Source organism: Sorangium sp. So ce426 (genome assembly GCF_051475585.1).
Taxonomy (GTDB): domain Bacteria; phylum Myxococcota_A; class Polyangia; order Polyangiales; family Polyangiaceae; genus Sorangium; species Sorangium cellulosum_B.
This window is the reverse complement of sequence record NZ_CP150341.1, coordinates 9,367,199-9,386,744: the sequence shown is the minus strand read 5'-3', so window position 1 is coordinate 9,386,744 and position 19,546 is coordinate 9,367,199. Positions and strand designations below refer to the sequence as shown.

Genomic DNA, 19,546 nt, shown 5'->3' with positions numbered 1-19,546 from the left:
CCGCCGCTCTAGGGAACGGCGCAGGACGGATCGCCCGCGAGCACCTTGGCGAGCAGACCGCGCACCTCGAAGCGCTCGCGGCACAGGTCGAAGGGGAAGTTGAGATCGCCGGCGCGGCAGACCGGGATGCCGATCGCGGCGTCGGCTTCGGGGCCGAGGAGCTCGATCAGGGAGGCCAAGCCCGGTGTGTGTAGGCGTAGGAAGCGTCGCGGTGCGAGACGGCTCGGAGGAAGAGCAAAGGGGCGCCGGCAGACCAGAATCGAATGAACCCGTCCTCCGAGGAGGAGGCGAGCGCCTTGCCGTGCGGCGAGAACGCGACGGCCGTGACGGCGCCCGTGTGCCCCTCGAGTAAGCTCATCTGCGCGCCTGTCGCGATGGTCCAGAGGCGCACGGTCTGGTCGTCGGAGCTCGAGGCAAGGGTCTTTCCATCGGGCGAGAACGCGAGAGAGGCGACCGTGTCGGTGTGCCGGCGAGCTGCGCCGTCTCTCGAAGGTTCAGGGCCTGATCCCTGATCGACACGAACGTGCCGGTCGCGATGGGGAGCCAGCGCCCATCCCTGCTCCACGCGACCGCCAGGGTGCCGTCCAGAGATCCGATCGGCAGGTACGGGACGACCATCTTTCCAGCCACCTCCTCCAGCTCCACGAGCGCCCTGTCGAACAATCGCTGTGCCCCCGCCGCATCCCCGGTCTCCTTCGTCACGAGCCCCGCGGACCAAAGCGCTCGCCCGTTCGGCCTGTACAGCGACCAGGCCTCCGGGAATCCCGCCCTCGCCGCCTCATACTCCTTGCTTTCCCACGCCGTCGTTGCCGTGGAGTAGGACTTGCGCATCGCCTCTTTCGCCTTGTCATCGAAGGTCTTGCCCTCCTCCTCGGCGATCGGCCTGCGCGCATGCTGCGCCGGGCGGCCGCGAGACACGCCAGGACGGTGGGCGCCAGCGCGCGAGTCGGGCGAACCACGCTGGCCAGCGTAGACCCCCCGGGGCACACGCCGTCGAACAAGCTGCCAGCGCGGGAGCCCCATGCAAGGGCCGAGCACCCCGCTGTCGACCTGGCCACCCTCCCTCGATGCGATCATCGCGCCGCGCAACCGACCCCAGCAGTTCCGTGAGCCCGTCCCTCCCGCAACGGGCGCAGCAGCGCGGCCGTGCAGCCCGCCGCGGTCCGCCACCAGGACGAACGCGCGTGACACCGCTGTCGCATCTCCTCCTCTCTTCTGCTCCGCCAGTGCTCGACTCCACCCTCCCTCACGATCACGCGCCTCCCGCGCCGCGCAGGGCCGCCGCCCGCGACGATCTGGCCTCCCGCACGCGCCACGGCCCCGTCCCCGAGCCCATTTACCCAATTTGGGAAACGCTCCTGTTACCTTGGGCAGCGCTCCGCAGCGCACTGCGGGCGCAGGTTCGACGGAAGCGCCGGCACGCCGGCCCCTTGCTCCACCGCCAGCCGAGGTCCGGATCCACATGCAGCAGGACACGAAGAGCGCGCGCGTCTCGTTCCGTATCGACAACCTCGAAGCCGCGCTCGAGCAGGGGATCGACAACGAGGCGGCCGCGCTCGACGTGCTCGTGGCCGCGGCGGCCAAGGGGAGCCTGCACCCCGAGCTCTGGGCGAAGCTCCACGAGGCCTCCGCCCGCCACGACCGGTTCTCCGAGCTCGCGTTCGCCTACGAGCGCCTCGTCGGCGAGCGGCGGTTCGGGATGCTCCCGCAGGCCGCACAGGCCGAGGTCCTCGTGCGCGCCGCCGAGTTCCTCGCCGACTCCTTCGGCGACCCCGGCGGCGCTCGCCCCTACATCGAGCGGGCGCTCTCCGTGCTGCCCTCGCACCAGGAGGCGTTCTTCCGGCTCGAGCGCATCCTCCAGGAGGCGAACGAGCCGGCGAAGCTCGCGGACCTCTACGCCCTCGCGGCGGGCCACCGCGCGGACCGCGCCGAGCAGCTGTCGCTGCTCCGCCGCGCGTTCGAGCTCGTCGACGTCACCGGAAGCGGCGCGAGCGACGAGGAGCGCGCGATCAAGCTGCTCCAGCAGATCCTCAAGGTCGACCCGGGCGACGCCTCGGCGCGCCGGGAGCTCGAGGCGCGCTACGCGCGCGCCGGGCGGCACCAGGAGATCGCGAGGATGCTCGAGCAGGCGCTCACCGCGGAGGGGCCGCCGGACGGAGCGCTCGAGATCCGCGGGCGGCTCATCGACCTCTACAGCGGCCCGCTCAAGGAGCTCGAGCGGGCGCTGCCGCACGTCGAAGAGGTGCTCGCGCAGAGCCCGGGCCACGAGGCCGCCCTCCGCGCCGGCGAGGCCCTGCTCGCGCGCAAGACCGTGCTCGTGCGCGCGGCCGCGGCGCTCGAGGCGGCCAACGCGCGCCGCGGGGACGACCCGGAGGCGGCGCGGATGATGGCCCTCCAGATCGAGAACCTGCGCGGGCCGCGCCGCGTGGAGGTGCAGAAGCGGCTGGTCGAGCTGCAGTTCCAGCGGCTCGGCGATCTCGCGTCGGCGTTCTCGCTGTCGGAGCAGATCCTCGCGGTCGACCCGTCCGACGAGGCGGTGCGCGAGCGCTTCGTCGCGCTCGCGTCGGCGCTCGACCGCCAGGCCGACGCGGCGCGCGTGCTCGTGCGCGCGTCGGCCGGCGCCAAGGACAAGCCGCTCAAGGCCCGCATCGCCGCCGAGCTCGGCGAGCTGTACGAGGGCCTCGGGGACGGCAGGAAGGCGCGCGCGTCGTTCCAGCAGGCGCTCGACGGCGAGCCCGACGACGCGGCCGCGCGGCGCGCGGCCCGCGGGCTCGCGAAGCTCTGCGAGCGCGAGCGCGACGCGCGCGGGCTCGCGGGCGCGCTCGAGCGGCTCGCCGAGGCCGAGCCGGAGGCCGAGGCGCGCGAGGCCGCGGCGGAGCGGCTCGCGCGGCTCTACGAGGAGGAGCTCGGCGACGCCGCGGGCGCGATCGCGGCCTACCGCAAGCTCGCGGAGTCGGGCTCCTCGCGCGAGCCGGGCGCGCTCGCCGCGCTCGAGCGGCTGTACGAGGCCACCTCGGCGCACGAGGGCCTCGCGTGGGTCCTCGAGCGGCGCGCCGAGGCGGAGCCGGACCGCCGCGCGGCGCGGGAGCTCGCCTTCCGCGCGGCCGAGCTGCGCACCCGGCTCGCGGATCTGCCCGCCGCCGTCGCCGCCTGGCGCCGCTACCTCGCGGCGTTCGGGGCGTCGCGCGAGGCGCACGCGCGGCTCATCCCGCTGCTCGAGCAGGAGCGGCGCTGGGCCGAGCTCGAGGCGCTCCTCGAGGCCGAGGCCGAGCTCGCGGCCGGGCAGGACCGCGCCTCGGTGCTCGCCCGGATCGGCGCGATCCGCATGGCGCGGCTCGACGATCCGGCCGGCGCGATCGCCGCGTACCGCCAGGCGCTCGCGCTCGATCCGGCCGACCGAGCGAGCCGGCTCGCGGTCGAGAAGATGCTGGGCGCGCCCCCGGGCAACGGCGCCGCCGGCGCGGAGTCGTCGCGGCAGAGCTCCCACCTGCTGCTGACCGACGATCAGCGGCTCGCGGCCTGCGCGGTGCTGGAGCCGATCGCGCGGGCGGAGAAGGCGGCGCCGCTGCTCGTGCGCGTGCTCGAGACGAAGGCGGAGCTCGGGCCCGTGGTGTGGGCCCCCGGCGCGCCCGCGCCGGCGCCGGCCGACGTGTCGGGCAGGCTCGCGGCGCTGGAGGAGGCGGCCTCCGTGGCCGAGCGCGAGCTCAGGGACCCGAAGAAGGCGCTCGATCTCTCGGCGCGCGGGCTCTCGCTCGCGACCGCGTGCGCGCCGGAGCGGCTCGCGCGGTGGGTCGCCGAGGTCGAGCGGCTGACGGAGCACGGCAGCGAGTCCGCGCGCCGCGCGCCGGCGCTCGCGGGGGCGCTCGGGGATCGCGCGGTGGACAGCCCGGCGCTTTCGCACCTCGCGCGGCGCGCGGGCGAGGCGCTGCTCGCGAGCGGCGACGTGACGCAGGCGCTCGCCCTCTACCGCCGCGCGCTCGCCTTCGAGCCCTCGTCGCTCGATCTCATCGCGCGCGTGGACGCGCTCCTGCGCGAGCAGGGCAGCCCCGAGGAGCGGCTCGCGCTCTACCGCGAGGCGCTCGCGCAGCCGTGCGCGCCCGCGCGGCGGCGCGAGCTCCTGCACGCGATCGGCACCATCCAGCGCCGCGACGTCGGCGACCTCGCCGGCGCGGCCGCGACGTACCGCGCGGCCATCGAGGACGACCCGGGCGACGACGCGGCGTACGAGGCGCTGCTCGAGACGTACGCGGCGGGTAGCGCGTGGGGCGCGCTCTACGGCGCGCTGGCCGAGCGGCTCCCGGGCGTGGCGCCCGACGCGCGCGTCGCCCACGAGCTGCGCATGGCGGACGCCGCCGCGAGGGGCGGGGAGGTCCCGAGCGCGGTCGCGCACTACCGCGCGATCCTCTCGAGCGGCGCGGCGCTCGACGGCGCCGCGCTCTCCGCGATGGAGGCGCTCGCGCTGTCCGCGGGCGACCCGGCGCTGCTCCGCGAGGTGCTCGAGCGGCGCGTCGCCGCCGCGGGCGATCCCCAGGACGAGGCGCTCTGGCTGGAGCGCCTCGGCGAGCTGGCGGCGTTCGGAATCCACGCGGCGGACGCGGCCGACGCGCCCGACGCCGCGCGCGCGGCGGACGCCCCGGCGGCGCAGGCCGCCCCGGGCGACCTCGACGCCGCGGTGACGGCCTGGCAGCGCGCCGCCGGGCTCGCCGAGGGGCCGCTCGCGGATCCGGAGCGGGCGCAGAAGCTCTACGAGCGCGTGCTCTCCGTCGCGCCGAAGCACCGCGACGCCGCCGCCCGCCTCGCGGCGCTCTACCGCGGGCAGGGGGCCTGGGCCCAGCTCGCGGCCGTCTGCGAGGTCCTGCTCGACACCGCGGCGTCCGACGACGATGCGCTCGCGGCGCTCGCGGCGCTCGAGGACGCGGCGATCCGGGCGCGCGCGACGTCGCGCTTCGTCGACGCCGCGCTCGATCTCCGCGATCGCATGAGCGCCGAGGGGGAGGGGGGCGCGGCCGCCGGCAGGGCGGCGGCGCGGGTCCGGGCGATCGAGGCGGCGCTCGCGCGCGTGCTCGCCGCCGATCCCGAGCGGCAGGACGACGCCGCGTCCGTCTACCGGCGCCTGCTCTCGCCGCAGGACGACGGCGACGCCGCGCCGGGCGCGCTCGACGCCGCCGCGCTGGAGGCGTTCCGCGCGTTCCTCGCGCAGAGCCCCGACACGCTCGCGCGCCGCGTGGACCGGCGCTGGCTCTTCACGCTCCTCGTGGAGCGCGGGCACGAGGGCGAGCGCCCGAGGGCGCTCTCCGCGTGGGCCGCGTGGGAAGAGGAGATCGGCAACCGCGCGGCGGCCGCGGCGCTCTACGCCCGGCTGCTCGAGGCGGATCCCGAGAACGACGACGCGCTCGCGGCGCGGGGGCGCCTCCTCGCCGAGGTGGGCGATCACGAGGGCGCGGCGGAGGTGCTCGCGGCGCGCCGCGACCGGAGCCAGGGCAGCGCGCGCGTCGCGCTCGACGTCGAGCTCGCGACGCTCCTCTTCGAACGGCTGGATCGGCCGGCGGACGCGCTCGACGCGGTCGCGCCCGCGATCGAGGCCGGGACGATCGAGCCCGCGGTGGTCGAGATCGTGCAGCGCGCGCTCGGGCGCCCCGAGACGCAGGCGCGCGCGGCGCTCCTCCTCGAGCGCGCGTGCGACGCGCTCGACGACCCCGAGGCGCGCGTCGCGCTGCTGGAGGCGCTCCTCGCGAGCTCGCCGGCGGACGCCGCGCCGGGCGCCCTGCGCGACGCGGGCAGCCTCGCGGCCGCGCAGCGCGCCGCCGTCCGCCGCGGCTGGTTCGAGCGCCTGCTCGATCACCACGACCACGACGCGCCGCGCGGCCTCGGCGTCGCCCTGCGCGCGGTCTCCGAGATGCCGGGCGAGCTCGCCCTCTGGGATCGCCTCGAGGAGCTCGGCCGCCGGGCGAAGCAGCCCGAGCGCGTCGCGGCCGCGCACGCCGCGGCGCTCGACGCGGGCGCGGCGCTCCCGCCCGACATCGTCGAGGAGATCGGCCGGCGGGCCGTCGAGCACCACGAGGAGTGGTTCGACGCGCCGGAGGCCGCCCTCGCGCTGCTCCGCCGGCTCGTCGAGCTCGTGCCCGGCTCGCTCTGGGGCTTCGAGCGGCTGAAGCTCGCCTACAACGCGGCCGAGCGCTGGGAGGACCTCTTCGCGCTCTACGACGCGATGCTCGAGCGCACCTCGGCGGCCGACGAGCGCGTCTTCCTCCTGGAGGACGCCGCGGCCGTCGCGCGCGATCTCGCCGGCGACGGCGAGCGCACGATGCGCTACCTCGAGCAGCTCCTGCCGCTCCAGGACGACGCGCGCACCCGCGCCGCGCTCGAGCGGCTCTACGAGCGGCACGGCAGGCACCGCCCGCTCATCGATCTCCTGTCGGCCGAGCTGCCGAGGCTCTCCGGCGACGCCGCGGATCGGCTCCGCGAGCGCGTCGCGCTCCTCTGGATCGAGGGCGTCGGCGACGCCGCGTCGGCGCTCCCCGTGGTCGAGCGGCTCCTCGACGCGCCCCCGGAGCCGCGCGCCGCCCGCGCGGCGCCGCGCCCCGTCGATGCCTTCGCGCTGCTCGAGCGGATCCTCGGGGCGCTGCCGCCCGAGCAGGCGCCCGCCGGCGAGGCCGGCGCGCTCGCCGCGCGGCAGCGGTCGGCCGCGCTGCTCGCGGAGCACTACCGCGAGGAGGCGAGGCCCACGGACCTCGTGCGCGTGCTCGAGATCCAGCTCGCGGGCGCCGACGACGGCGGCCGCCCGGCGCTGCTGCGCGAGATCGTGCGGCTCCGCCGCGACGCCCTCGGCGACGAGCCGGGCGCGTTCGCGCGGCTCGCCGAGCTCGTCGAGCTCAGGCCGTCGGAGGCCGGCGATCGCGCGGAGCTCGCCGAGCTCGCCGAGCGCCTCGGCCGGCACGACCGCCTCGCCGAGGTCCTCGCCGCGGCCGAGCCGCGCGCCGGCGACGCGCGGCAGGCGCTCTCGCTCGTGCGCGACGCCGCGCTCCTCCGCCGCGACCGGCTCGGCGACGCCGACGGGGCGATCGCGCTCTTCCGCCGGCTCTTCTCGCTCGCCGAGGCGAGCGGCGACGCGGAGGCCGCGCGGGACGCCGCCCGCGCGCTCGATCGGCTCTTCGCGGAGGCCGACCGCGTCGCCGAGCGGTGCGACGTGCTCGACACGCTCGCCGCCATCGAGACGGACCCGGCGGCGCGGCGCGAGGCCCTCGGCGAGCTCGCGCGGCTCGCCTCCTCGCGGCTCGGCGACGAGGCGCGGGCGATCGCGGCGTACTCGGCGCGCCTCGTCGACGACCGCCAGGATCTCGCGGCGCTCGACGGCCTCGCGGCGCTGCTCGAGGAGGGCGGGCGGTACCGCGAGCTCGCGGCCGTGCTGGAGCGCCGCGCGGCCGTGCGCGGCGGCGCGGGCGGCCGGCGCGATCTCGGGCGCGTCGCGCGGCTCTTCGAGCGCGAGCTCGGCGACGCCGACGAGGCCATCGCCACCTGGCGCCGCATCCGCGAGGAGCTCGCGCCCGACCCGGAGAGCGGGGACGCGCTCGCCGCGCTCTACACGCGCGCGGAGCGCTGGGGCGACCTCGTCGCGCTGCTCGAGGTCGAGGCGTCCGCGGCCGGCGCGCTCCCCGGCGGGGCGGGCGCGGCGCGCAGCGTGGAGCTCTTCCAGCGCCTCGGCGACACGCACCGCGATCGCACGCTCGCGTGGGAGCTCGCCGTGAAGGGCTACCGCCGCGCGCACGAGGCCGAGCGGGACGCGCGCCGCGCGGGCGTCGAGGGCTCTGGCGGGGAGGGCGAGTGGGGGGCGGCCGAAGGGGGCGAGCGGGACGCGCGCTCGCCCGCGCCGCGCGCGGGGCTCGAGGAGCTGCTCCGCCGCATCGACCCGGCGTCGGCCGAGCACCGCGGCGCGCTGGTCGCCGCCGTCGGCGCGTTGCTCGAGATCTGCGCCGACGCGGACGACTGGCGCGGCCAGATCGCGCTGCTCGAGCCGCGGCTCGCCGCGGCCGGGACGGACGCCGAGCGGGTCGCCATCCTGAAGGCCTCCGCGGCGCTGCTCGAGGAGCGAGGCGACGACCGGGAGGGCGCCTTCGAGCTCGCCTTCCGCGCGTTCCTCCTGTCGCCCGGCGCCGAGCCGCCCGAGGGCCTCCTTCGGCTCACGGACCTCGCGGGCCGCTGGCACACCATCGCCGACGCGCTTCCCGACCTCGAGCGCCGCGGCGACGTCCCTGCCGCCACGCTCCGCGACCTCACGGCCCGCGTGGGCCGCTGGCACCGCGACGCGCGCGCCGACGAGGACGCCGCCGAGCGCGCGTTCGAGCGCGCGCTCCTCCACGATCCGGCGAACCGCGCGATCCTGCTCGATCTCGCGGAGCTCCTGCGGCGGCGGCGCGGGCCCTCGCTCGTCCCGACGCTGCTCCGGCTCGCCGCGGCGACCGGGCACGACCTCGCCCTCTACCGCGAGGCCGTGGAGGCGGCGCGCGACGCGGGCGACGCGGCGCGGGCCCGCGAGATCGCGGCCGAGCTCCTCGAGATCGCCGTGCAGCGCCTCGCCGACGAGGAGGAGCAGCCCCCTCGGCCCGGCGCGTGGCCGGCCTCGCGCGCCGCCCTCTGGGCGATCGACGCGCTCGTCGGCATGCTCGCGGGCGCGGGCGACAGGCCGCAGATCGTCGCGCTGTGCCGGCGCGGCGCGGCGCTCCCGTTCGCGCCGAGCGAGCGGCGCCGGCTGCTGCGCGTCGCCGCCGAGGCGGCGGAGCCCGGCGAGGCGATCGCCCTCTACGGCGGGCTGTTCGCGGACGATCCGACGGACGAGCCGGTCGGCGAGAGCCTCGCCGCGCTGCTCCGGGCGGCCGGGCGGCGCGAGGAGCTCGTGCGCCTGCGCGAGCTGCAGATCGAGGTCTCCGGCGATGTCGATCGCCGCGTCGCGCTCCGCTACGACGCCGCGGAGCTCCTCGCGGACGCCACGCGCGCGTCCGAGGCGATCGCGCTGCTCCGCCGGAACCTCGCGGAGAGCCCGGGGCACGGCCCGTCGATCGACAGGCTCGCCTCGCTCCTCGAGGCGGGCGGGCTGCACCGGGAGCTCATGCTGCTCCGCGAGGAGCAGGCGGCGGCGCGCGGGTCGGCGGACGCCGGCGCGGCGGCCGCCGATCTCTGGCTCCAGGCGGCGTCCCTCGCCGAGCACGAGCTCAACGAGCCCGAGCGCGCGATCGCCAGCTACCGCCGCGCCGCGGACATCGGGTCCATCGAGGCGCTCGACGCCCTCGCCCGGCTGCTCGCGCGCCGTGGCGAGCACGCGGCCGCCGCCGAGGCGCTCGAGCGGCTCTGCGCCGGCGCGGCGCCCGAGGAGCTGCACCAGGCGGCGCTCCGCCTCGCGGATGCGTACCTCGCCGCCAGCGAGCCCGATCGGGCCCGCGCCGCCCTCGAGCGAGCGCTGCCCCGCGCCGCGCAGCCCGCGCCGCTGCGCGAGCGGCTCGCGTACCTCTACCGCGCGTCGGGCGCGTGGAGCGCCCTGGCCGCGCTCATCGCGGGCGACGCCGCGCGCGCCGACGAGGCGCCGGCCCGGCTCTCGCTCCTCCGCGAGGCAGCGGACCTCTACCTCACGCGCGGCGGCTCGCCCGCCGCCGCGATCCCGCTGTTCGACGAGGCCATCGCGCTCGCGCCGGACGACCTCTCGCTGCGCCTCGCGCGGAGCCGCGCCCTCTCCGCCGCCGGCAGGACCGACGACGCGACCGCGGCCCTGCGCGGGATCATCGCTGACTTCGGCACCCGCCGCCCCAAGGAGCGCGCGCTCGTCCACTACGAGCTCGCCCGCGTCGCGCTCGCGACGGGTGATCGCGCCCGCGCGATGGCGGAGTTCGACCTCGCGCTGCGCGTCGACCCCGCGCACCCCGACGCGCTCCACGGCCTCGCCGGCCTCGCCCTCGAGGACGGCCAGCTCGAGCGCGCGCACCGCGCCTACCGCGCGCTGCTGCTCGTCGCGCGCCGGCCCCGCGACGAGGGCGATGGGCTCGTCGGCGTGCGGCGCAGCACGATGCCGCCGATGCGCTCCAGCGTGGGCCTCCCGCCTTCCACCTCGTTCAGCCGGGCCGAGGTACTGCTCGCGCTCGGCGAGATCGCGCGCCGGCAGGGGGCGCCCGACCGCGAGGCGGAGTACGTCGAGTCCGCCTTCGAGGCGGCGCGCGAGAGCGACGCCGAGCACGAGAAGCTCCTCGCCGCGCTGCGCGCCCGCGGGCGCCACGACCTGCTCGCGCGCGCCCTCGAGGCGCGGCTCGCCGGCCCTGCCCTCGAACCCGCAGAGGACGCCGCCGCGGCGCTCGGCGAGCTCGCGTCGCTCTACGAGGGCCCGCTCGATCGCCCGGAGCTCGCGCTCTCGGCCCGCCTGCGCGCCCTCGATCTCACGCCGGGCGCCGGCGCCGCGCACGACGCCGCCCTCGAGCTCGCGCGCCGCTCCGGCCAGACGCAGCGGTATGTCGACCTCGTCGAGCGGCTCGTCGCCCGGGCGGCCTCCGAGCCGTACGAGGTCGCGCTCCTGCTCCGCTTCGGCCGCGCCCTCGAGCTCTCGCCGGCCGATCAGGAGCGCGCCGCGGCCGTCTACCGCCGCGCAGAGGCGAAGATCGCGGCCGGCGCGCCCTTCCACGCCCGCGCGGGCCGCGACGCGGGCGCCGACATCGAGCAGCTGTGGAGCTCGCTCGAGGCCATCTACGCGCGCCTCGGCGACCGCGCCGCGCAGGCGGACGTCCTCCGCAAGCGCATCGGCCTCGCCGACGCGCCGGCCGCTTCCACGGGCGGCGCGGATCGCGCCGGGCCGCGGTACCGCCTGGCCGCGCTGCTCGCCGCGGATCCGGCGGACGTCGATCAGGCGATCTCGCTCCTCGAAGAGGCGCTCGACCTCCACGCCGATCCGGACCGGGCCGAGGCGATCCTGCGCGACGCGCTCCGCACCGATCCGAGGAACCCGCGCGCGATCCGCCTCTTCGAGCGCCTCGCCCGCCAGAGCGGGCGGCCGCGCGCCCTCGTGGACGCGCTGCTGCTCCTCGCCGAGATCGAGGGCCCCGGGGTCCTCGAGGAGGCCGTCCGCACCGCCCGCGCGCTCGGCGATCGCGGGCTGGCCGAGTCGATCCTGCTGCGCATCGTCGGCTCGGGCGCGCGATCTTCGTCCGATTCGTCCGATTCGTCCGATTCGTCCGACCCGTCCGGCTCCGCGTGGGCCCTCGTCGCGCTCGCGGAGCTCCGCGAGGAGGCCGGCGATCTCGCGGCCGCCGCGTCGCTCTGCGAGCGCGCCGCGCGCGCCTCGGCGCCCGAGGAGGAGCGCGCGCTGCTCCTGCACGCCGCGGAGCTCGCCGCCGGCCCGCTCGCCGACCTCTCCCGCGCGGCGCGCCTCTACGAGGAGCTCCGCGCCCGCGAGCCCGCCGAGCGCGAGATCTGGACGCCCCTCGCCGGCGTGTACCGGCGGAGCGGCGACGCCGCGCGCCTCTCCGCGCTGCTCGAGGAGACGGCGCCCCTCGTCGACGATCTCTCCGAGCGCTGCGCGCTGCGCCTCGAGCGCGCGCGCCTCCTCGCGCGGGAGTCGCCGGAGGAGGCGGCGGCCCTGCTCCGCGACATCCTCGACGAGGATCCGACCCAGGTGGAGGCCGCCATCCTCCTCGCCACCATGCTCGAGGAGGCCGGCCGTACCGACGAGCTCGGCGAGCTCTTCGCGCTGCAGCTCGACGCCGCCAAGGATCGCGCGGACGTCGCGTCGATCGCGTCGATCTCGATGCGCCTCGGCGCCCTCCTCGAGCAGCGCGGCGACGATCGCGGCGCGCGCGACGTCTACCTCGGGGCCGCGGACTGGGACGGCGCGAACCGCGACGTGCTCCGCGCGCTCGTGCGCCTCAGCCGGAAGCGCGACAACGCGGACGACCTCATCGACGCGCTAGAGAAGCTCCTGCGCACCGAGCAGGGCGGGGAGGCGGCCCAGCTCGCCCTGGAGCTCTCCGAGCTGCACGGCGCGCGCGGCGACGACGCCGCGGCGGAGGCCGCCCTCAAGGCCGGGTACGCCGTCTACCCCGCGAACGACCGGCTCCGCGAGGAGCTCGCGTCGCGCTACGCGGCCCGCGAGGCCTGGCACGCCCTCGCCGAGCTCCACGTGCTCACGGCGCACGGCGCTGACGGCGACGAGGCGCGCGTCGCGTCGCTCTGCCGCGCCGCCGAGATCCTCCGCGATCGCGCGGGCGACGCCGCGGCGGCGGCCGAGCTCCTCGAGCGCGCCCTCCGTGTCGCGCCCGGGGATCGCGACGTCTTGATCGCGCTCATCGACGCGTGCGGCGCGGTCTCCGACCACGCCCGCGCGGCCCGCGCGCTCACGGCGACGCTCGAGGCGAGCCCGGACGACCCGTGGCTTTACCGCGCGCGGGCCGAGGTCCACGGCGCGCTCGGCCAGGGCGACCGCGCCCTCGCCGATCTCGAGCGCGCCTACGCGCTCGGCGGCGCCGAGTACGGAAGCGAGCTCGTCGCCGGGCTCGAGCGGGCGCTCGCGCGCGCGGACCACGCGGGCGCGCGGTCCGCCGAGGCCGCGGGCGCGCCCGGCGAGGCCGCGGCGGAGGCGGCGGGCGCCGCCTCGCCGCGCGCGCTCCGGCTGCGCCTCGCCGAGATCCTGGCGCGCTCGGGCGACGTCGAGCGCGCGCGCGCCCACCTCGGCGATCTGCTCCACGCCGACTCCAAGGACCGCGCCGCGCTCAAGGCGCTCGCCGGCCTCGAGGAGTCCGCCGCGCGGTGGGACGCCGCGAGCGCCGTCTACCGCAGGCTCATCGCGCTCGAGGAGGGCGACGCCCTCGTCGCCACGGCGCTCCTCCTGGCCGGCACGTGCGCGCGCGCGGGCCACCTGGGCGACGCCCGCGGCGGGCTCGAGCGCGCGCTCCGCGCCGCGCCGGGCAATACCGAGATCCGCGACCGCCTGCGCGCCCTCTACGCGGAGATCGGCGCGAACCGCGAGCTCGCCGCCATCGCGCTCGAGGACGCCGCCGCGGCGTCCGACGTGGCCGGCCGCTTCACGCTCCTCGTCGCCGCCGGCCGCCTGCTGCTCGACGTCGGCGACGCCGCGCAAGCGGCCGCGGCGCTCCGGGAGGCGCGCTCCCTGCGCCCTGAAGATAACGAGGTCGCCCTCCTGCTCGTGGACGCGCTGATCGCCGCGGGCGACTCGAGGGAGGCGCGCGCGGTCACCGCCGAGCTCATCGTGGCTGCCAAGGGGCGCCGCTCGCGGCACCTCGGCGCCGTCTACCACCGCGTCGCGCGGATCGAGGACGCCGAGGGCAATCTGCACGAGTCGCTCACGGCGCTCACGAGGGCGCTCGAGAACGATCCTCAGAACGGCGAGATCGCCATGGAGCTCGGCGAGAGCGCGCTCGGGCTGGGGGAAGAGGACATCGCCGCGCGCGCTTACCGCGCGGTCACCCTGATGAAGATTTCCCCCGAGCCCGGCGAGGGAGGCACGACGCCCGCCGCGCGGGCGCTCGCCTATTACCACCTCGGGGCGATGGCGCTCGCGGCCGGCGACCGCCGGAAAGCGCGCCTGATGCTCGACAAGTCCGTCTCGGAGGACGGCTCGCTCGAGGCGGCCCGGGCGCTCCTCGACGAGCTACGCGCCGGCTGAGGGCCTGTCCCGCGCGTCTCCGCGGGTATGCCCAGGTCGCGGCGGCCGCCTCCGCGGCCGCCCCAGGCGGCGCGCGCAGGGGCGTGGAGCGCGCAAAACCGCGCGACTCCAGGTGTTTTTTGACGCTCTCTGGCCCGCGACGGCGCCGCGCCGCCGCCCTTCCCGGCGGCTGGTTGCCCCTCTGGCGCGCCGCTCCGGCGCGGTCTTTCAGGGGTCCGCGCGATGCCCCGTCTCAGAAATCGCTATTTCTCCCCGCAGTTTTGTCTTTTTTTGTCCTGAGTCGTGTGTAAGGTTCACTGAGGCTGTGCGCGGCGAGGTGTCGCGCGCGAGCTCATGTCCGAGGAGAGTGCCATGGCAAGTAAGAAGACGGCCGGGGGCGGCGCGAAGAAGACGTTGAGCAAGAGCGGCCTGATCCAGGCCATCACCGAAGCTGCCGGTGATGAGCTGAGCCGCAAGCAGGTCAAGAACGTTCTCGAGTCCCTCATCACGATCGGTCATCGCGAGCTGAAGAAGTCCGGCGTGTTCACGCTGCCCGGCTTCGCGAAGTTCCGGGTGGTCAAGCGCCCTGCGACGAAGGCGCGCCAGGGGATCAACCCGTTTACCAAGCAGCCGATGACCTTCGCCGCGAAGCCGGCGAGCAAGTCGGTCCGGGCTCGGCCGATCAAGGCCATCAAGGACGCGCTCCTGTAGTCTTACGGGATCTCCCAGCGGAGCGCAGGGCGGCCACGGCGACGTGGCCGTTCTTGCTCCATGGCCTCGGCTTGCCGTCGCCGGGGCGGCGGAAGGGCGGCCAGCGCGCGCGCCGCGGAGCGGAGCGGCCCGCGCGGGGCCGGCGAGGCGCGCCGCCTCCGGGGGGGCCGGGCGGCTCGGGGCCGCCGCCGCCCCCGCGGCGAGGTCAGCTCACTTCTTGCGGCTGTAGGCCTGCGCCGCCACCGGTCCCGAGCCGGTGCGCGCCTTGACAACCAGCTTGGCCGTCGCCGCGATGGGGAACGGCCATTGGTAGCAGCTCTGCTTGGCTCCGATGGCGGCAGTCGGGCCGGTGTCCGAGTCGACTGCGAGCACCGGTTTCAGGTTGAACGCAGCGAGCCCTGGCTGTCCTCCGGCGTTCAGGTCGAGCTCCAGCTGGACGTCCACCTCGGTGACGGTGGGGAGCGCCTGCGCCAGGAACGTGTAGCAATTGCCCGGCTGGAGCATGAAGGTCTGCCCAGAGGCCGTCTGTCCCTCGGGCACCACGCTGCAGACGGGCGCCCCTTCCGGCTGCATCTTCGGCGCCTCGCCGGCGGCGCGGCCCTGGAACATGGTGGTCATCGCGAGCGACTGGACTCCATCGCAGGGCGCCACCGTGGGTACCGCGACCGGGGGCAGGCCGGCGTCCGGTGGCGGCACGGACGCTGTCGGCTGCGGGGGCGGCGGCGTCCCCGCGTCCGGGGCGTCGTCCGCGAACTCCGACTCCTTGCTGCTGCCGCCGCAGCCCAGCGCTGCCACCGACAGCGCCAGGAGCACTGCTGAACCCAACGACCTACCCGTCACCGTCATCTGCGGCCTCCTCGCGCACAGCCCTGCCGCACGCCGCGGCCCCTCGTTGGGACAGCTGTGCTCGCGGCGCTCATACACCCGCCAGGGGGCGGGGGCTATGTGCGAGCGTCTTGCGCGGCTGCGCCGCCGGCGCAAGCCTGCAGGCAAGCCGGCGCGGGCGTTCGGGGGTTCGCGCCGTCGCGCCGCTCAGCCGCCGGACTCGCCCACGAACTCGCGCAGGATGCACATGCGCGCAATGAGCAGCGCCTCGGGTCGGATCGCCTGATCGAGGTACGCGGCGGAGTTCGCCTCCACCAGCGACTCGCGCAGCATCCCCTGCTCCAGGAACGTGACCGCGCGTCCGAGGTGCAGCCGCGCCCTGTCGGCCGCGAGCCCCATGCCGGCGCTCGCCAGCATTTCTCGTTCCAGGAACCACTGAGCAAACTCTCCGGGACGATCGAGCTTCGCTCGGGAGCCGTGATCAGTCATGCCGTAGGCTACCTCACTTTTTGGCCCCGGCCAGCCGCGCCTGGCCGCAATAACCCGGGAAATCATGGCAGAAGCAGCATCAATCCGTCGGATGGGCGCGATGAAAGCGAGGGCGTACCACGTCCAAAGCGACATCCGGCGGATGGACCTGGAGCTCGGTTGAGCGGGCTTCGGGGGCGCGTCGGGGAGCTCCCGCGAGCGACCCGTTGCGTCGCGAGCCCGTCAGTGAGATTGAACGCGGCGTTCTGCCGGAAATTCGAGGAGGTTCTTTTGCTCCGTACGATTGGCGTCCTGTCCGCCCTGGTCCTCACCGCCGCCCTCGCTGCTGGTTGTCAACAGCGGGAGGCGTCCACGCCGCCGAGCTACGCGAACCAGCCCCCGCCCGGCTACTACCAGCAGCCCGGTTACCAGCAGCCGGGGTATCAGCAGCCCGGTTACCAGCAGCCGGGGTATCAGCAGCCCGGCTACCAGCAGCCCGGCTACCAGCAGCCGGGGTACCAGCCTGCTCCGACGCAGCCTGCCCCCACGCAGCCCGCCCCCACGCAGCCTGCCCCGACGACGACGCAGCCTGCCCCGACGGCGCAGCCTGGCGGCTTTCCCTGGCCGTTCCCGCTCCCTGGCCAGCAGACCGGCGGGCAGCAGCCGGCCCCGAGCGGCGGGAGCAGCTCCGGCAGCGCGTCGGCGATCGATCCGAACCTCGCCTCCGCCGCGACGATCCCGCTGAACAACCTCGCCGCGACCGAGGCGCCCGGCATGACGAAGGAGGGAGGGCCGATCGCGGGGCAGTTCAGCGCCGGACAGACCCTCGAGCAGCAGATCCAGCTGATGCCCGGCAAGTGCTACACGATCGTCGGTGTCGGCGCGGGGATCACCGAGCTCGACATCAGCCTGGTCGCGCTGACCCCGATCCCGATGGGCTCATCGGTGCTGGCGCAGGACAACTCGAGCGGCGCGAACGCCGCGCTCGGCGGTCGGGGCAACTGCTACCGCTGGTCGCTCCCCGTCGGCATCAACGCCAAGTACATCGTGAAGGCCACGTCCGGATCGGGCGTCGCCGCCGCGCAGCTCTACGTGAAGTGACGCCGCCAGGACGCCGGGGACGCCAGGAGATCGCTCTCCCCGGCGTCCTCGGGTACCGGCCACAAAAGCGCCGAAGACGCCAGGAGATCGCTCTCCATGGCGTCCTCGGTCGCGGCGCTGCGGCTCGCCGCAGCGCTGGCTAGAGCCGGATGCCGGGCGCCGGGAAGCCGCGGCAGAGCTCCGCGACCTCGGCGGCGATGCGCGCGATGCGCGCCTCGTCGTTCACGTTCTGCGCCACCTCATCCATCCACGCCGCGAGGCGCTCCATCTCGGCGACGCCCATCCCGCGCGACGTCACCGCCGGCGTGCCGATGCGGAGCCCCGACGGGTCGAACGGCTTGCGCGGATCGAACGGGATCGAGTTGTAGTTCGCCACGATGCCCGCGCGATCGAGCGCCTGCGCGTACGGCTTGCCCGCGATCCCCTTCGGCGTCATGTCGATCAGCAAGAGGTGGTTGTCGGTCCCGCCGGTGATGAGCCGGAAGCCGCGCGACTCCAGCGCGCGCCCGAGCGCCTGCGCGTTCACCACGATCTGCTTCGCGTAGGCCCGGAACCCTTCCTCCGAGGCCTCCTTCGCCGCGACCGCGATGGCCGCGGTCGTGTGGTTGTGCGGACCGCCCTGGAGGCCGGGGAACACCGCCTTGTCGATCGCGCCCGCGTGCTCCTTCTTGCAGAGGATCATCGCGCCGCGCGGGCCCCGGAAGGTCTTGTGCGTCGTCGACGTCACCACGTCGGCGATGCCCACCGGCGACGGGTGCACCCCCGCGGCCACGAGCCCCGCGATGTGCGCGATGTCCGCCGCCAGGATCGCCCCCACCTCGTCGGCGATCGCCCGGAACGCGGCGAAGTCGAGCGTGCGCGGGTACGCCGTCGTCCCGCACCAGATGAGCTTCGGCCGGTGGGCGCGCGCCAGGTCGCGGACCTGATCCAGGTCGATGCGGTGATCGCTCTCGCGAACCCCGTACGGCACGCTCTTGAAGTACTTCCCGGTGATGCTCACCGACCAGCCGTGGGTCAGGTGACCGCCCGCGGGCAGGCCGAGGCCCATGATCGTGTCGTTCGCCTGCGCGAACGCGAGGTAGACGGCCAGGTTGGCCGGGCTGCCGGAGTAGGGCTGCACGTTCACGTGGTCGGCCCCGAACAGCTTGGCCACCCGCGTCCGCGCGAGCTCCTCGACCACGTCGACCTGCTGCTGACCCTCGTAGTACCGCTTGTGCGGGTACCCCTCGGAGTACTTGTTCGTCAGCACCGAGCCCGTCGCCTCGAGCACCGCCCGAGACACGTAGTTCTCGCTCGCGATGAGCCGGAGCGTGTCCGCTTCCCGCCGCTCTTCCAGGCGGATCAGCTCGGCGATCTCCGGATCGACCTCGTCGAGCGCCCGCAGGCCCTGCACTTCGCTCGTCGCGCTCATACCTCGAACTCCCCGCGTGTGAGGATGTCGGTGACGCGCCAGAGGAACGAGTTCGCCAGCACCCCGTCGATGATGCGGTGGTCGTACGACAGCGCGAGGAACATGACCGGATGGATCGCGATCGAGTCCTCCTTGTCCTTCGTGACCACCACGACGCGCTTCTTGATCTCCCCCATCCGGAGGATGCCCACGTTCGGCTGCGAGATGATCGCGCCGCCGAAGAGGTTCCCCTTGAGGCCGGGGTTCGAGACCGTGAAGGTCGTGTTCGCGAGATCGTCGGCCGTGATCTTGCCGGACTTCGCGCGCCCGGCCAGCTCGTCGATGCTCCTCGCGATGCCCCGCAGCGACAGCTCGTCCGCGTGCTTGATGCTCGGGACGATGAGGCCGCCGGGCGTGTCCACCGCCACGCCGAGGTTGACGTCGCGCAGCACCACGTACGAGTTCTCGAGCACTCGAGCGTTGAACTCCGGGTGCTCGCGCAGCGCGCGGACGGCCGCGGCGCAGATGAAGGACAGGAACGTCAGCGACACGCCCGCCCGCTTGAACTCGTCCTTGTGGAGGTCGCGCAGCTTCGACGTCTCGTGCAGGTCGACCTCGGCGACCGTCACCACGTGCGGCGACGTCACCTTGGAATAGACCATGTGGTCGGCGGTGATGCGGCGGCGCCGGCTGAAGGGCACCACCTTGTCGCCGGGCTTCGGGGCGTAGGGCGGCACCTTGTACGCGCCGTACCCGACGCCGGGCACCGGCGGCACGAACCCGCCGCTCGCCTGGATGAGCTGCGAGAGCTCCGCGGCCGCGCTCGCCGGCTGGGCCGGCGCGCTCGGCTGGGGCGCCGGCTCGGCCGGCGCGCCGTGCGCCGCGCGCATCACGTCGTCGCGGGTGATCCGGCCGTGATCGCCTGTCCCGTGCACGTCGCGCAGGTCGACGCCCGACTCGCGCGCGAGCTTCTTCGTCGACGGGCTCGTCAGGGGGCGGGCGCTCTCGTCGTGTCCGTTGCTGCCGGGCGCCGGCGCGGCGGGCCGCGCTTCGGACGGCGCCGGCGCCGGCGGCGCGCTCGCGCGCTGGGCCGTCGCCTGGGCCTCGCCCTGCGCCGTCTCGTCGATCCGACAGAGCAGACCTTCCTTGGCGACGACGGTGCCCTCGGCCACCGCGATCTGCGAGACACGACCCGCGACGGGCGCCGGGATCTCCGTGTCGGCCTTGTCGGTCGCGACCTCGAGCAGCGGCTGCTCGCGCTTGACGAAATCGCCCTCGCGCACGAGCCATCTCGAGACGGTTCCCTCGACCACGCTCTCACCGAGCTGTGGCATGCGGACTTCGACCATCGCTTCTCGCGCCTCCAACGCGCGCCGCCGTGAGCGCCCGTTTCACCTCTCCGGGCAAGGCGGCACGGTCGT

General features: G+C 75.7%; 9 protein-coding genes and 1 pseudogene. 3 read left to right on the top strand and 7 right to left on the bottom strand.

The window, feature by feature from the left end:
- Positions 1-8 precede the first annotated feature (8 nt).
- The 3 genes and pseudogenes from WMF44_RS35100 to WMF44_RS35090 all read right to left on the bottom strand — a co-directional run.
- Positions 9-179, bottom strand: coding sequence for a hypothetical protein (locus WMF44_RS35100; RefSeq protein ID WP_437294399.1), 171 nt, complete (start codon positions 177-179; stop codon positions 9-11).
- Positions 167-358 carry a WD40 repeat domain-containing protein gene (locus WMF44_RS35095; RefSeq protein ID WP_437301652.1) on the bottom strand — a complete coding sequence of 64 codons (192 nt, stop codon included), beginning with the start codon at positions 356-358 and terminating at the stop codon, positions 167-169. The genes WMF44_RS35100 and WMF44_RS35095 overlap by 13 nt, the downstream gene beginning before the upstream one ends.
- Positions 359-418: 60 nt before the next feature.
- A pseudogene (locus WMF44_RS35090) lies at positions 419-565 on the bottom strand (hypothetical protein); the annotation flags it as partial.
- Between the two features lie 897 nt (positions 566-1,462).
- Between WMF44_RS35090 and WMF44_RS35085 the strand changes: the two are divergent.
- Both WMF44_RS35085 and WMF44_RS35080 read left to right on the top strand, forming a co-directional pair.
- Positions 1,463-13,651 (top strand): tetratricopeptide repeat protein, encoded by a 12,189-nt coding sequence (locus WMF44_RS35085; RefSeq protein ID WP_437294398.1) that lies wholly within the window; start codon positions 1,463-1,465, stop codon positions 13,649-13,651.
- 351 nt (positions 13,652-14,002) lie between these two features.
- Positions 14,003-14,341, top strand: a complete 339-nt coding sequence (locus WMF44_RS35080) for an HU family DNA-binding protein (protein WP_012239209.1) — start codon at positions 14,003-14,005, stop codon at positions 14,339-14,341.
- 210 nt (positions 14,342-14,551) lie between these two features.
- Here WMF44_RS35080 and WMF44_RS35075 read toward each other — a convergent pair whose 3' ends face one another.
- Positions 14,552-15,187, bottom strand: coding sequence for a hypothetical protein (locus tag WMF44_RS35075; protein WP_437294397.1), 636 nt, complete (start codon positions 15,185-15,187; stop codon positions 14,552-14,554).
- 186 nt (positions 15,188-15,373) lie between these two features.
- Positions 15,374-15,655, bottom strand: a complete 282-nt coding sequence (locus WMF44_RS35070; protein ID WP_012239207.1) for a hypothetical protein — start codon at positions 15,653-15,655, stop codon at positions 15,374-15,376.
- A 270-nt stretch (positions 15,656-15,925) separates the two neighbouring features.
- On the opposite strand from WMF44_RS35070, the gene WMF44_RS35065 reads away from it, so the two are divergent.
- Complete coding sequence (locus WMF44_RS35065; RefSeq protein WP_437294396.1) at positions 15,926-16,735, top strand: hypothetical protein; 810 nt, start codon at positions 15,926-15,928, stop codon at positions 16,733-16,735.
- A gap of 139 nt (positions 16,736-16,874) precedes the next feature.
- Here WMF44_RS35065 and glyA read toward each other — a convergent pair whose 3' ends face one another.
- Both glyA and WMF44_RS35055 read right to left on the bottom strand, forming a co-directional pair.
- Entirely contained in the window at positions 16,875-18,146 is a 1,272-nt protein-coding gene (gene glyA / locus WMF44_RS35060; RefSeq protein ID WP_437294395.1) for a serine hydroxymethyltransferase, read from the bottom strand.
- Positions 18,143-19,459 carry a dihydrolipoamide acetyltransferase family protein gene (locus tag WMF44_RS35055; RefSeq protein ID WP_437294394.1) on the bottom strand — a complete coding sequence of 439 codons (1,317 nt, stop codon included), beginning with the start codon at positions 19,457-19,459 and terminating at the stop codon, positions 18,143-18,145. Before WMF44_RS35055 ends, glyA begins: the two co-directional genes overlap by 4 nt.
- Between the last annotated feature and the right edge of the window lie 87 nt (positions 19,460-19,546).

What these genes read in the sequence shown, in the direction of transcription:
- WMF44_RS35070 (WP_012239207.1), bottom strand. Translation starts at nt 15,655, where the DNA reads ATGACTGATCACGGCTCCCGAGCGAAGCTCGATCGTCCCGGAGAGTTT.
- WMF44_RS35080 (WP_012239209.1), top strand. Translation starts at nt 14,003, where the DNA reads ATGGCAAGTAAGAAGACGGCCGGGGGCGGCGCGAAGAAGACGTTGAGC.
- WMF44_RS35085 (WP_437294398.1), top strand. Translation starts at nt 1,463, where the DNA reads ATGCAGCAGGACACGAAGAGCGCGCGCGTCTCGTTCCGTATCGACAAC.
- WMF44_RS35075 (WP_437294397.1), bottom strand. Translation starts at nt 15,187, where the DNA reads ATGACGGTGACGGGTAGGTCGTTGGGTTCAGCAGTGCTCCTGGCGCTG.
- WMF44_RS35055 (WP_437294394.1), bottom strand. Translation starts at nt 19,459, where the DNA reads ATGCCACAGCTCGGTGAGAGCGTGGTCGAGGGAACCGTCTCGAGATGG.
- WMF44_RS35095 (WP_437301652.1), bottom strand. Translation starts at nt 358, where the DNA reads ATGAGCTTACTCGAGGGGCACACGGGCGCCGTCACGGCCGTCGCGTTC.
- glyA (WP_437294395.1), bottom strand. Translation starts at nt 18,146, where the DNA reads ATGAGCGCGACGAGCGAAGTGCAGGGCCTGCGGGCGCTCGACGAGGTC.